This window comes from Altererythrobacter chaiwopuensis, from assembly GCF_054957755.1.
The window spans coordinates 230206-242291 of the sequence record NZ_JBTXJG010000002.1; the positions used below are offsets into that span (position 1 = coordinate 230206).

Genomic DNA, 12086 nt, shown 5'->3' on the forward strand with positions numbered 1-12086 from the left:
ACCTCGTCACCCCGGCGCAGGCCGGGGTCCAGCTTTTGCTCACACTAAGACACGAAGATGTTGCGCCTGCCGTTATAGGTCCGCTCATTCTGAGCTTGTCGAAGGATGCTTGATCGGCAGCGCGAAGCAACGGAGTAGAGGGGCTATCTTAAGACCTCAATTCGCTTTCTACTTGACGACGTCCGTCCGGCTTGAGGAATTTAAGCTGCTTGTCGATGGGTTTTCCACGTTGCCCAAAGGCATCCACTGCTCGTCGAGCGTAAGTCCAAAATGTCCATTGGCGCACGGAAGATGTGGAATCGAAGTCTTCAACCCTGACAAAAGTTTGGAAAAAGTGGTCGAAATTGAAGGTTAAAATCAGTTCCTCCGATGTGCGGTCGGAAAATCGTTTCTTGTGCTTGTTCGCTCTTATTCTGCCCGCGAAGGTCATCTTTCGCTTGAGGTTTGAGAGAGTGGAGTCGCGAATGAAGACCCGTTTTCCGTCAAAACGGAACCCCAAATATTCGAGCCCGTTGGCTCCCTTTCCGGTAATTCTGCGGAACGCTTGATCATCGCCGTCGGGAAAAAAATGGTGGACGCTGCTTTTATCTTCTTTGATTTTAAGCTCATTGCCGAATTTCGACACGGATTTTCGCACGCTTTCCTCTATTTTGAGCGCCGCAGTATCTGAGTCAGCTTGGACAACCAGAAGGATGTCATCCGAATATCTATATGCGCGTCCGCCAAATTTGACCGCCAAGCCTTTGATATGCTGGTCAAAATCCATCATGTACACATTGGCGATCAAGTCGCTAATCGGAGTTCCCTGCGGGATACCGTGCGCATGTTCGTTGGATTTAATGATAGAAGGCGTCTTGCCTTTTCCTGCAATTTTGTCGCGAAATTCGGCGGGCGTGCAAAGCTGCTTTGGCATCTTCGCGAACGGAGTCAGATAACCTTCGATCTTTTCTCCTTTGGCGGTCAGTTTCTCGCCGAAATATCCCAACCTTCGATATGCTTCTGTCCTATCGACCCATCGGTAATCTGAAAGTGCATTGAAGACTGCTTCGTGATCTGCTGGAAGCGACCCAACTCCCAACAGGGCCTCCCAAATGCCCTTTATGCGCTGATGATCCAAACTCTCGAAGAATTTGGAGATGTCTAAGGTGATTACGTAGCACTCACCAAGACTGGTGATTGTGTCGAACACATCCTTCGCAAATTCTATGTTGCACTTGCCTTTGCCATTCGGGCCCTGAATTTTGCGATAAGCGATTGGTACATCAGTGATGTCTCGCTTCTGAAGTTCGAGTTCATAGAGTGGCGATAAGATTCGTCGGTATCGCGCAAAAATATATGCATCTCTTCGGGCCGCATATCTAATCAATCGAGATTTTTGGGTCGGACGCTGAGGCTTACCTACACCAGTCGATTTGCTCGCCGGTTTTCGAAACGGCTGCCATTTCTTCTCATACTGAATGAGAGGAAAGAACGCGTTTGCGGCGACTCTCTTAGGGTCATTGACGATTTTCTTGATTTCGGAGAGCCGCAACGGCGCATCGAAATGAGGATAGTGCTTCTGATCTTCGAAGCTGGGATCCCACGGAGTGGGGCGAGAGGGGCCGGCACCTGTTGTCTTCATCAACTTTGGCCCGGCCCTCACCATTGTATGCGAGCCCGAAGGCTCTGACCTGAAGAGGTACGACGAAGTATGTTATACTTGTATTGTCGGGTTAACGAGTTTCTTCTTCAAGAAGCTCGGTCCGACCAAGCACCGCGACGACGATTTGGCAGGAGGTTACACAATGGCACTACTCACCGCGCTGATCGAGCATATTGGGCTTGACAGTCTTAACACACAACTCACCGTAGTGATTATTTGATTGTAGGAAGGTTCACACCAGCTTTCAAGGTGCGGGCACAGTTTTTTCACCAATCGTGCCGTTACCGCTAGTCGCAACGCTGTCCTACTCCCCAATCCCAGTATAGCTAACCCGGTCACCTCCACTCCATCAGGAGCGAACCATAGAATTCCGGGGGCAGCAGTAATTCCGCGGGCAGCACGCTAAATTTTCCCGTCACCCCGGACTTGATCCGGGGTCCCGCTCCTTAACTCTCGCGCCAGAAGTAAGCTGGATCCCGGCCTCCGCCGGGATGACGGATAAAAAGTCCGGGATGACGATTGCGGCATTTTGGTTCGATGGATTCCCGCTCATCCTGAGCCGGTGTGGCTGCGCCACAGCTTCGCTTCCGAAGGGGCGGGAATGACGAGTTGAGCGGGCGCTGTCCTACACACCCTCTCCTGTATAAATAGCTCGGTCCATTTGCGCTTTTGTTGGCCTCAAGCGCCGGCGCGGGCATCCGCCATCTTCGTCACCCCGGGAAGCGAAGCTCTTCCGCAGGAAGACCTGATCCGGGGTCCCGATCCCTTTTCCGGCGCACCCGAAGTAAGCGGGATCCCGGCTCGGGGGCCGGGATGACGAATGAGGGGAAAACTGTCCTACACACACCAATAGGTATAACTAGTTCGGTCCTTTTCCCCTCACGGAGCCGGACCTATGAACCTTTTGTTTTCCGCAAGCGCATCCGCGCTCGCGATTTCCTCGCATAAGCTCGGGCGGGCGGTCGCCCTTGCGGGCCTTCGGCCCGATACATCGCCATCCACCAGCGTTGGAGGAGCAGCATGAACGCGCTTGTGTCGCTCGCTGGCCCGCAGGGAGAGGGCCATTCCATCCTCACCCCCCGCGCCAGGGCCGCATTCCTCGAGCACCTGGCGCAGTTCGGCAATGTGCGGCTTGCCTGCCGCGCGGGCTCGGTCAGCCCGCAAACCGCCTATCGCGCGCGGCGCAAGTCCCCCGCGTTCGCGGCGCTGTGGGATGCGGCGCTGCTGGCGGCCCGCCAACATGCCGAGGAGGTGCTGGCCGACCGTGCGCTCAACGGGTGGGAGGAAGCGGTGTTCTATCACGGCGAGGAGGTGGCGACGCGCCGCCGCTATTCCGACCGGTTGCTGCTCGCGCATCTTGCCCGGCTCGACAAGTTGGCCGAGCGGGCGGAGGTGAGCGCCGCGCTGGCCGATCTCGACGATGCGGTGGAGGCGCTGGGGCGCGGGGAGGAGCTGGTGGAGCCGCCGTGCGAGCAGCCCGGGGCTCCTGCCTGCGCAGGAGCTCACGATGGGGCGGAAAATTTACATCAGGACCGTGTTCCATGTGTTCCATCGCATGGGGATCACCCGGCGGAAGATGCGGCGGAGGAGGCGGGCGAATCCCTGCCCGAGCCCTCGCTCGAGCTGCGCCTGCGGGCGATGGAGGCGGCGCGGCCCGCCGATGCCCCGCCGGTCAGCCAATTGGGCGATGCGGGCGAGGTTGAATGGCAGCAATTGCTCGCTTTCGAGGCGGGGATGGATTTGTGGTGGCTGGTTTCCGGCGAGGAGGAGCTCGAATCCGGCTAGCCGCAGCTGCTTGGCCCGACTCGCTCGCCTGTTGTATGCTCGGTGCGGGGCGCTTTTGTTGCGGGAGAGACTGGATGAAGTTCGGTATTGCTTCAACTGGCGCGCTGGCGCTGGCATTGGGGATCGCGGGCGCCGCTGCCGCGCAGGATAGCGGCAATTTCGCCTATGTCGGGGCCAGCCTGTTCGGCGAGAACGAAGTGGACCACACCGGCGCGGGCGAGGAAGCCAGCGGCGATTTTTCCGCCGAACTGGACCTGGCAAAGGGGCGGATGTGCTATCTGCTCGAGGTTGACGGGCTCGACACATTCACCGCCGCGCATATCCATGAAGCCGCACCGGGCAAGAATGGGCCGCCCGTCGCTGCGCTGGAGCTGGCGGGCGACAGCGGTGACGATGTGTGCACCGATGTCGATGCCGAATTGCTGAAGAAGATCGCGCGCAGCCCGGAGCGCTATTACGTCAATGTCCACACCGCAGCTTTTCCCGAGGGCGCGATCCGCGGGCAATTGGGCGAATAGGCCGGCGGCGGGCTGTGGGCGCGTGGGAGCGCTGGTGCGGGCGCGGGCGCGCTAGTCGGCGAGGAGCTCGAGTTCGACCTCGCCCACGCCGCTGCTGACCAGGCCGATTTCCTCGGCGGCGGCGCGGCTGATGTCGATCACGCGATTGCCGTGGAACGGGCCGCGGTCGTTGATGCGAACCACCACCGAGCGCCCGTTTTTCGGGTTGATGACCCGCACCTTGCTGCCGAAGGGGAGCGTGCGGTGCGCGGCGGTGAGCTGGCCCGGATCGAAGCGCTCACCGCTGGCGGTGGGGCGGCCGGCAAAGCGGCGTCCGTAGTATGACGCGCGGCCGCTGCCGAGTTGCTGCACCACTTCGCCGGGGGGCGGCGGCGGAGCAAGCGTAGCCAGGTCGACTGCGCTCTCGGGGTGGTTGTGCGGGGGCGGCGGTATGTCGAATTCCGCAAACCCGCTTTCGAAATCGGGCGAGGGGGCGGGATCTGACTCCTGCGCCTGCACGCCCGCCGCCAGCAGCGCGCCGAGCGCAAGCGCAAGCCACAGGCGCGCTCCAGCCGGGACAGCCTCCCATTCCATGGAGCGCTTTTTACACCGGGTACGGCGAACAGCGCAAATCGGCGCTGTGCAAATCGGCGCAAGCGAAGCCTGTTTGAGCTAGAATGGTGCGTGGTTTGCGGTGAACTGAAAGTATTCGCTATGGGCATAGGATAAGATAAAATGGCCGCCGCAATGCAAATGGGGCCGGTATTGCTACCGACCCCACTCTCACCAGCGCGTGGACTTCTCTTCCGGCGAACCTTTCAAGAAGCGCTTGGCGCCCGATGTCTAATCCTCCAACGGGTTGGAGGGTTTCGTCACCGGCGCTCGCGCCGGCATCCGGTTTCGCTTTCCCGTCGATCCTGCTCTTCATGGCCGAAGCCTTTCCAAGCGGTGCCGACCTTCCGGCGATTCCGAGACCATTCCCCTTTTGGTGGTTACTTCTCTCAAGCGGCTGGATTTCGCCTGGGCGTCATCCCTCCATCGATCAGCAACCAGGTTCCTGGCCTATCCGGTGGATCTGCGATCGCGTTCTCCTCAGACAACTGAACTTGCTTCCAGCTTGCACCTTCTGCATGCCCAGTCTCAAAGACCGCGTGGACAATCACCACCGCGTCGGTTGTTCTGAGAAACTCTCGTGAAATCAACTCGTTAGAGCCGAATTTCCGGTTGGATTTCTCTCCCTTCCGATGTCTTGAGACTGCGCCTTCGCAGTGAGTCGCGCAAGTTTGGCAACCCCGAGTTTTCCACTTTTCCGCAGATCAGCTGTGGACGAGAGTGGATAACTCAACGCTTCGTCGCAAAAATCAGCTGCCTTTGCTGCGATCCCGCTCTCTGTCCCGCTGCGCCAGCAGGCGCAGACGCAGGGCATTGAGCTTGATGAAGCCCGCCGCGTCCTTCTGGTCATAGGCGCCGGCATCGTCCTCGAAGGTCACATGCGCTTCCGAATAAAGCGAGTTCGCGCTCTTGCGGCCAACCACGCTTGCCTGCCCCTTGTAGAGCTTGAGCCGCACCGTGCCCGAAACCTTTGCCTGGCTGTGGTCGATTGCCGCTTGCAGCATTTCGCGCTCGGGCGAAAACCAGAAGCCGTTATAGATCAGTTCGGCATAGCGCGGCATCAGCTCGTCTTTCAGATGTGCTGCGCCGCGATCGAGCGTTATCTGCTCGATCCCGCGATGCGCGCGGGCATAGATCTCGCCGCCCGGCGTTTCATACATGCCGCGGCTTTTCATGCCGACAAAGCGGTTCTCGACCAGATCGAGCCGCCCGATGCCGTGCTTGCGGCCCAGCTCGTTGAGCGCGGTGAGCAGCGCCGCCGGGCTCATCGCCGTGCCATTCAGCGCCACCCCGTCGCCGCGCTCGAACTCCAGCGTGATATATTCGGGCGTGTCGGGCGCATCCTCGGGATTGACCGTGCGCGAATAGACATAGTCCGGCGTTTCCTCCCACGGATCCTCAAGCACCTTTCCTTCTGACGAGGTGTGCAGCAGGTTCGCATCGGTCGAAAACGGGCTGTCGCCGCGCTTGTCCTTGGGCACCATGATCTGGTGCGCCTCGGCCCAGGCGATCAGCGCGGTGCGGCTGGTAAGGTCCCACTCGCGCCACGGCGCGATCACCTTGATATCGGGGTCGAGCGCATAGGCGGAAAGCTCGAAGCGCACCTGGTCATTGCCCTTGCCGGTGGCGCCATGCGCGATCGCATCGGCCCCTGTCTGATGCGCGATCTCGACCAGCCGCTTGGAAATGAGTGGTCGGGCGATCGAGGTGCCGAGCAGATAATCGCCTTCATAACGGGCATTGGCGCGCATCATCGGGAACACGAAATCGCGCACGAATTCCTCGCGCAGATCCTCAATGAAAATATGCTTGTCCGGGATGCCCATGGCGCGCGCCTTGGCCCGCGCGGGTTCGATTTCCTCGCCCTGGCCCAGATCGGCGGTGAAGGTCACCACTTCCAGCCCGCGTTCGACGGTAAGCCACTTTGCGATGACGGAGGTATCGAGACCCCCGGAATAGGCAAGGACGACACGTTTGATATCGGACATGGAATCTACCCCGGAATTGACGGCGCGCGGGTAACAGGCACAGCGCCATTGTGCAATTGCGAAAAGGGCGGCTGGGCCGCGAGCAATCCGTCTGCAAACCTTGCAGGATGGAACACATGGAACACGGTCAAAAGACAAAAAGCGCGATTGTGTGACTGTGGGGGCGAAAAGTGTGATCGTCGGTCGCAAAGCGTCACCCTGGCGCGCAAATGTGTGATCCTGCGCCCCGTAAGGTGTCACCTTGCGGCTGCGCGGCGTGAAAGGAGCGACACTTAAATCCATCCGCGTCATTGCGAGGAGCCGATTGAGCGAAGCGAGGGCGGCGACGCGGCAATCCAGCCTGTGACCTACCCGCACCCTGCAAGGCCGGATGCTGGATTGCTTCGTCCCCCGGAGTAGGTCCGGTGTCCTCGCAATGACGAATGAGGCGTTGGCCATCCACCCGAATTAGCGCGCGGCATGCGAGTAGGAAATGTGCCTTGCGCATCCGTCATCCCGGCCCTTCGACGTCGCCTGCGGCGTCGCTCAGGATAAACTGCCGCTTTGCGGCAGGCCGGGATCCAGTTTGACGGGTAGCGATATTTTGGCTCACGCGAAGAACGCGAAGGTATGGAGCACGCAGAGTTTTAGCTCCCCTCCCATGAGGGAGGGGTTGGGGGTGGGTGTACAAATCTGCAAGGTCGATAGAATTTTTCCCACACGAAGACACAAAGGCACAAAGATAGCGTGCAATTGGTTGGAAACGCGCCCAATTTGCAGCGCGGATGACTCTGGCTGGGCGGTCAAATTAATGCACTGTCACCTTAATCCAGCCAAGCAAGGTTCAATTCGGGCAGCGCCGATAATCGGAGCCGCACTTCGCTTCCAAGTCTTGTAATTCCTTGGAGATGGCCTTGTTCTTGCGATATACCTCGATGGCATTGGCGCGGCGTTCTTGAGCGAAACGTTCGGTTGTCGCCCGCGGCGTAGGATCTCCACGAAACTGCAGGATTGCCATGTGATTCCGCTTCCATTCCCGTTCCTCGGCAGCACATGATTTCGCCAAATTCCGCGCAAAATCACTGGCCGACAGATTCGCCTGGTGCGCGTCACGCCCGACCGCAAAGCGGCAATCGACATAGGCGAGACTTGCTGCATCGGCCTTCCTCAAAAGGTCTTGGGGGACGGGCCTGCCTGTGGCTTCCGGGGTCTTTCCCGGCGGCGGTATATGGATCGAGGCCGGTGCTGCTGACGCGGCCCCGCAAGCCAGGCCGAGGATTGCGGCCGAGATAACCCAGCTTACCGAAGCAATTTTCATATCACATGCGCCCCAAATTGATTTGAATGCCGCCTTCCAGCGATCTGCTTGCCGAGCTTGCGCCAGCCCAATTCGGGCGTCAAGGTCCACCGGTTGACTTCGGAAAAGCAGTGACTTACCGCCAGGCAGCCGCACCAGCCGCGATTGCGCGCGCACCAGCCACAAACAGGAAAACCATCGCATGTTCCGCCCTTCCATATGGCTTCTCGTCGGCGCGTGTGCGCTTTTCACGTGTTCAGCCGCCTGGGCCGTTGTCATTCGACATGATACGCCGGATGAGCGGTATCAGGCCGATGAAGGCATGTTTCCGCAACTGGCCGACATGCCCGGCGTGGGGCACGGCGCGCTGATCGCCCCGCAATGGGTGGTAACTGCGGCACATACGATTCAGGGCGAGATAAAAGAGATCGTGATCGCCGGACAGGCCCGCAAGGTCGAGCGGGTCATCATCCATTCTGGATATCGCGGCTTGCCCGAGATTATGGTGGAGCGGGCATTGGCGGCGAACGATGCGACCGAGGCCATGGAGTTCCTTGCCGCCAATCACGATATCGCCCTGATCCGGCTGTCGGACCCTTTGTCCGATGTCGAGCCGGTCGACATTTACACCGGACAAGGGGAACTGGGCAGGACGGTCCAATTACTCGGTAAGGGTGCGACCGGAACCGGGCTGACCGGCGTGTTGCCCGACAGCCCGCAACGGGGCACCCTGCGCCGGGCGTTCAACCGGATTTCGAAAGTCGATGACCGCTGGATCGCCTACACGTTCGACAAGGGGCGCCGTGCGCATCGTCTGGAAGGAATGAGTGGCAGTGGCGACAGCGGCGGGCCGGTGCTTATCAAGGTGAAAGGCCGCTGGATGCTGGCAGGCCTGACATCGTGGCAAGGCGGTAACCCTGACCTTCGCCTTCCTGCGAGCGTATACGGGCAGCAGACATACAGTGTCCGCCTGTCCTTCTATGCCGACTGGATCGAGGAAATTCTGAGCGACTCTGCCGAAGGATTGCGAGAGTCTCTCTGAATTCCAGATCATAGCTGTGATTATGCAACTGCTCTGGCGAAAGCCTCGATCAAGAAGCCTGCGCAGTTCTCCGAGGCCTGCGTTCCGGCCAAACCCGCCTCAATCGCTGCCGCCTTTGCCTCACCCCCTGCGCAGCTTCTGCTCAGCCTCGCCCATATAGTCCCGCGTCAGCGGCAGCGCGTGGCGGCTGCGCGTATACTGGATCTGGTAATTGCCCATGCCGCCGCTTTCAAAGGCGGCGGTCGCGCCCGATAGGTAGAAGGTCCACATGCGGTAGAAGCGCTCGTCAAACATGGCGATGATCGCCTCGCGATTGTCCTCGCAATTGGCATACCATGCGCGCAACGTTTTCGCGTAATGCAGCCGCAGCGTTTCGATATCGCTGTGGATCAGGCGTGACTTTTCGCTCGCGGCCAGCGTCTCGCTCAGCGCCGGGATATAGCCGCCGGGGAAGATATATTTGGCGGTGAAGGCATCGGTGGAGCTTGGCCCGCCAAAACGCCCGATCGTGTGCAGCAGCATCACGCCTTCATCGGTCAGCAGATTGGCACAGGCGCGGAAGAAGGTTTCGTACTGGGGCCGTCCGACATGTTCGAACATGCCCACCGAAACGATGCGATCGAATTTGGACCGGCCCCGGGCCAGGTCGCGGTAATCGATCAGCTCGAAACTGACGCGGCCTGCCACCCCGGCGGTCGCAGCGCGCTCGCGTGCCAGCGCCAATTGTTCTTCGGACAGGGTGATGCCGGTGACTTTCACGTCGAAATGGCGCGCCAGATAGATTGACATTCCGCCCCAGCCGCAGCCGATATCGAGCACGCGCTGCCCGTCTGATAATGCCAGCTTTGCGGCGATATGCGCCAGCTTGGCTTTCTGCGCCTCGTCCAGCGTCTCGACGCCGGGCGCCCAATAGGCGCAGCTATATTGCATGTGGGCGGCATCCAGCATCATCCGGTAGAGATCGTTGCCGATGTCATAATGATGCGCGACGTTGCGCTTTGCCGAGCGTGCCTGGTTGAACGATGTCGCCAGGAACTTGAGATGCCCGCCGACCCGTCGCAGCAGCGAAGGTTCCATCAGCCCGGCGCCGCTTTCCCACGGCTTGTTCATCCGCAGCAGCTGAACCAGCTGCATGATATCGCCGCGCTCGATCACGATCCGCCCATCCATATAGGCCTCGCCCGCGCCCAGCCGCGGGTCGAGCAATATGTCGCGCGGCACGCGGTGGTCGGTCAGCCGGATCTCGACCTCGGGAAAGCCTTCTGCCGGTTCGCCCAGTTCATGCACCGTGCCCGAAGCCATGGTCAGGGTCAGCTTGCCCTTGCGGATCGCGGATTTGAGAAACTTTTCGACCAAAGCGTTTTTCATGCGAACCTCATGCCTTGCGAGAAGCCCTTGCGCGGCTCAATTCGTTCGCACCGGGTCAGAGTTCTCAATCGTCAACCTATCTATAGCCCAATTCCTGTGGCACTGCATGTCCATTCAACCCTAATATTGTTGCAGAATGTCATTTCCAGCCTGTCACGATCCTCATTCCGACCAGCCAGAACCGGCAATGACGCGGCCTTGTGCCCGGTGATGGATCATGCTGGCGATCCGCAGGGCCCGGTCACGCTGAAGGCGGTGGAGGTCCGCAAATCGTTCGGTGGTCGCGAGGTGCTCAAGGGACTTTCGCTGACTGTGCAACAAGGCGAAGTGGTGGGTTTGTTCGGGCGTGACGGTGCAGGCAAGACAACCAGTTTTTACTGCATGCTAGGGCTGCTCCGGCCGGATGGCGGGCGCATCACGCTGGGCACGCGGGATATCACGCGGTTGCCGTTCTATCGCCGGGCGATCCTGGGCCTGGGCTATTTGCCCGAACAACCTTCAGTCTTTCGCGGGCTCAGCGTGGCGCAGAATGTTTCCGCCATGCTGGAGATTGTCGAGCCGGAGCCTGAAGCGTGGGCCGCGCGGCTGGAGGAACTGCTCGACGCGCTGCACATGTCGCATCTGCGCGATGCCATGGCCCATTCGCTGTCCGGGGGGGAGCGGCGGCGCTGCGAAGTCGCCCGCGCGCTGGCGCTCGACCCGAAGATCATGATGCTGGACGAGCCGTTCGCAGGGATCGATCCGCTTACGATCGGCAGCATCAAGGACCTGATCGGCGAGATGAAACGGCGCGATATCGGCATCCTGCTGACCGATCAGAACGTGCGTGAAATGCGCAGCATTATCGATCGCGCCTATGTAATCCACGAAGGCAAAGTCATCTTCGAGGGATCGCCGCAGGATATGTCCCACGATGCTGCGGTGATCGAACGCTATCTCGGCAATACGCAGAACTAGGCGGCACTTGCCGGCGCCGTCCCCGCTGCCCTGGCGGTATCGAAGATCGCGCTAACAAACCCCGCCGGATCGTCTTCCTGGATAAAGTGGCCGCCTTTCAGCGTGCGGTGCGCGCCCAGCTTTGCGCCGGGAACACGTTCAAGGAATGGCGCATCGCCGCCGCGTGTGATCGGGTCTCCATCGGAAAACGCACAGGTAAATGGCTTGTCGAAGCTTTCGAGCGCTTGCCACGCCACTTTCTGGTCAGGCACGGCGACATTTTCGCCCAGCGGCACCAGTTCGGGGAATATCCTCGCGCCCGCCTTGCTCGCGCGGTTGGGGAAGGGGGCGTTGTAGGCCGCGACCTCCGCCTCGCTCAGCTCCGTCTTGGTCGCCTTCTGCAACAGCCCGCCGATCGGGAACACCGGAGTGAACCGCGCGAACATGCGCCAGGCTGCGAATGCCTTGGGCGCCTCCTGCCCTTCGGGCAGCCCGCCGTTTGACAGCACCACCCCGGCAAAGCGATCGGGCATCTCCGCCGCCAGCCTGAGGCCGATCAGCGAGCCCCAGTCCTGGCAGGCGAGCAGTATGTCCTTCACGCCCATCGCCTCCAGCCATTCGCGTATCCAGGCGACATGCCCGGCATAGCTGTAGGCACTCTTGGCGGTCGGCTTGTCGGATTTGCCAAAGCCGATCAGGTCGGGCGCAAGCACGCGGTATCCGGCGGCGACCACCGGCGGGATCATCTTGCGGTAGAGGAAGCACCAGCTCGGCTCGCCATGCATCATCAGCACTACCGGGCCATCGCGCGGCCCCTCGTCGAGATAATGCAGCCGCAGCCCGCCAGCGAGCTCGTGGTAATGCGGGGCAAAGGGAAAATCGGGCAGGTCTGCGAAGCGATCGTCCGGTGTGCGGTAAATTCCTGCCATTTTTTATTTTC

Annotated in this window: 10 protein-coding genes; 4 read left to right on the top strand and 6 right to left on the bottom strand. The window is 60.2% G+C overall.

What is annotated here, in order from left to right; all coding sequences use genetic code 11:
- Window positions 1-148: 148 nt before the first annotated feature.
- Window positions 149-1621, bottom strand: coding sequence for a reverse transcriptase domain-containing protein (locus ACX2DJ_RS11685; protein WP_462572820.1), 1473 nt, complete (start codon window positions 1619-1621; stop codon window positions 149-151).
- A 1041-nt stretch (window positions 1622-2662) separates the two neighbouring features.
- Here ACX2DJ_RS11685 and ACX2DJ_RS11690 point away from each other — a divergent pair.
- Window positions 2663-3427 (top strand): hypothetical protein, encoded by a 765-nt coding sequence (locus ACX2DJ_RS11690; protein ID WP_462572821.1) that lies wholly within the window; start codon window positions 2663-2665, stop codon window positions 3425-3427.
- Window positions 3428-3501: 74 nt separating this feature from the next.
- Window positions 3502-3945 (top strand): CHRD domain-containing protein, encoded by a 444-nt coding sequence (locus ACX2DJ_RS11695; protein ID WP_462572822.1) that lies wholly within the window; start codon window positions 3502-3504, stop codon window positions 3943-3945.
- A gap of 51 nt (window positions 3946-3996) precedes the next feature.
- Here the strand turns inward: ACX2DJ_RS11695 and ACX2DJ_RS11700 are convergent, their stop codons facing one another.
- The 3 genes from ACX2DJ_RS11700 to ACX2DJ_RS11710 form a co-directional block, all read right to left on the bottom strand.
- Entirely contained in the window at window positions 3997-4518 is a 522-nt protein-coding gene (locus ACX2DJ_RS11700; RefSeq protein WP_462572824.1) for a septal ring lytic transglycosylase RlpA family protein, read from the bottom strand.
- A gap of 767 nt (window positions 4519-5285) precedes the next feature.
- Window positions 5286-6524: an argininosuccinate synthase gene (locus tag ACX2DJ_RS11705; RefSeq protein WP_462572825.1), complete on the bottom strand. Its 1239-nt coding sequence runs from the start codon at window positions 6522-6524 to the stop codon at window positions 5286-5288.
- Window positions 6525-7347: 823 nt separating this feature from the next.
- Entirely contained in the window at window positions 7348-8004 is a 657-nt protein-coding gene (locus ACX2DJ_RS11710; RefSeq protein ID WP_462572826.1) for a hypothetical protein, read from the bottom strand.
- A gap of 118 nt (window positions 8005-8122) precedes the next feature.
- Here ACX2DJ_RS11710 and ACX2DJ_RS11715 point away from each other — a divergent pair, with 118 nt between their 5' ends.
- The gene (locus tag ACX2DJ_RS11715; RefSeq protein WP_462572828.1) at window positions 8123-8842 is read left to right on the top strand and encodes a trypsin-like serine protease; all 720 of its coding nucleotides are present in this window, start codon (window positions 8123-8125) and stop codon (window positions 8840-8842) included.
- A 120-nt stretch (window positions 8843-8962) separates the two neighbouring features.
- Here ACX2DJ_RS11715 and ACX2DJ_RS11720 read toward each other — a convergent pair whose 3' ends face one another.
- Complete coding sequence (locus ACX2DJ_RS11720) at window positions 8963-10210, bottom strand: class I SAM-dependent methyltransferase (protein WP_462572830.1); 1248 nt, start codon at window positions 10208-10210, stop codon at window positions 8963-8965.
- Window positions 10211-10420: 210 nt separating this feature from the next.
- On the opposite strand from ACX2DJ_RS11720, the gene lptB reads away from it, so the two are divergent.
- Entirely contained in the window at window positions 10421-11167 is a 747-nt protein-coding gene (gene lptB / locus ACX2DJ_RS11725; RefSeq protein ID WP_462572831.1) for an LPS export ABC transporter ATP-binding protein, read from the top strand.
- On the opposite strand, the gene ACX2DJ_RS11730 is transcribed toward lptB, so the two are convergent.
- Window positions 11164-12075 (bottom strand): haloalkane dehalogenase, encoded by a 912-nt coding sequence (locus ACX2DJ_RS11730; RefSeq protein ID WP_462572833.1) that lies wholly within the window; start codon window positions 12073-12075, stop codon window positions 11164-11166. The genes lptB and ACX2DJ_RS11730 overlap by 4 nt on opposite strands.
- Between the last annotated feature and the right edge of the window lie 11 nt (window positions 12076-12086).

What these genes read in the sequence shown, in the direction of transcription:
- ACX2DJ_RS11685 (WP_462572820.1), bottom strand. Translation starts at nt 1,621, where the DNA reads ATGAAGACAACAGGTGCCGGCCCCTCTCGCCCCACTCCGTGGGATCCC.
- ACX2DJ_RS11690 (WP_462572821.1), top strand. Translation starts at nt 2,663, where the DNA reads ATGAACGCGCTTGTGTCGCTCGCTGGCCCGCAGGGAGAGGGCCATTCC.
- ACX2DJ_RS11695 (WP_462572822.1), top strand. Translation starts at nt 3,502, where the DNA reads ATGAAGTTCGGTATTGCTTCAACTGGCGCGCTGGCGCTGGCATTGGGG.
- ACX2DJ_RS11700 (WP_462572824.1), bottom strand. Translation starts at nt 4,518, where the DNA reads ATGGAATGGGAGGCTGTCCCGGCTGGAGCGCGCCTGTGGCTTGCGCTT.
- ACX2DJ_RS11705 (WP_462572825.1), bottom strand. Translation starts at nt 6,524, where the DNA reads ATGTCCGATATCAAACGTGTCGTCCTTGCCTATTCCGGGGGTCTCGAT.
- ACX2DJ_RS11710 (WP_462572826.1), bottom strand. Translation starts at nt 8,004, where the DNA reads ATGCGATGGTTTTCCTGTTTGTGGCTGGTGCGCGCGCAATCGCGGCTG.
- ACX2DJ_RS11715 (WP_462572828.1), top strand. Translation starts at nt 8,123, where the DNA reads ATGTTTCCGCAACTGGCCGACATGCCCGGCGTGGGGCACGGCGCGCTG.
- ACX2DJ_RS11720 (WP_462572830.1), bottom strand. Translation starts at nt 10,210, where the DNA reads ATGAAAAACGCTTTGGTCGAAAAGTTTCTCAAATCCGCGATCCGCAAG.
- lptB (WP_462572831.1), top strand. Translation starts at nt 10,421, where the DNA reads ATGGATCATGCTGGCGATCCGCAGGGCCCGGTCACGCTGAAGGCGGTG.
- ACX2DJ_RS11730 (WP_462572833.1), bottom strand. Translation starts at nt 12,075, where the DNA reads ATGGCAGGAATTTACCGCACACCGGACGATCGCTTCGCAGACCTGCCC.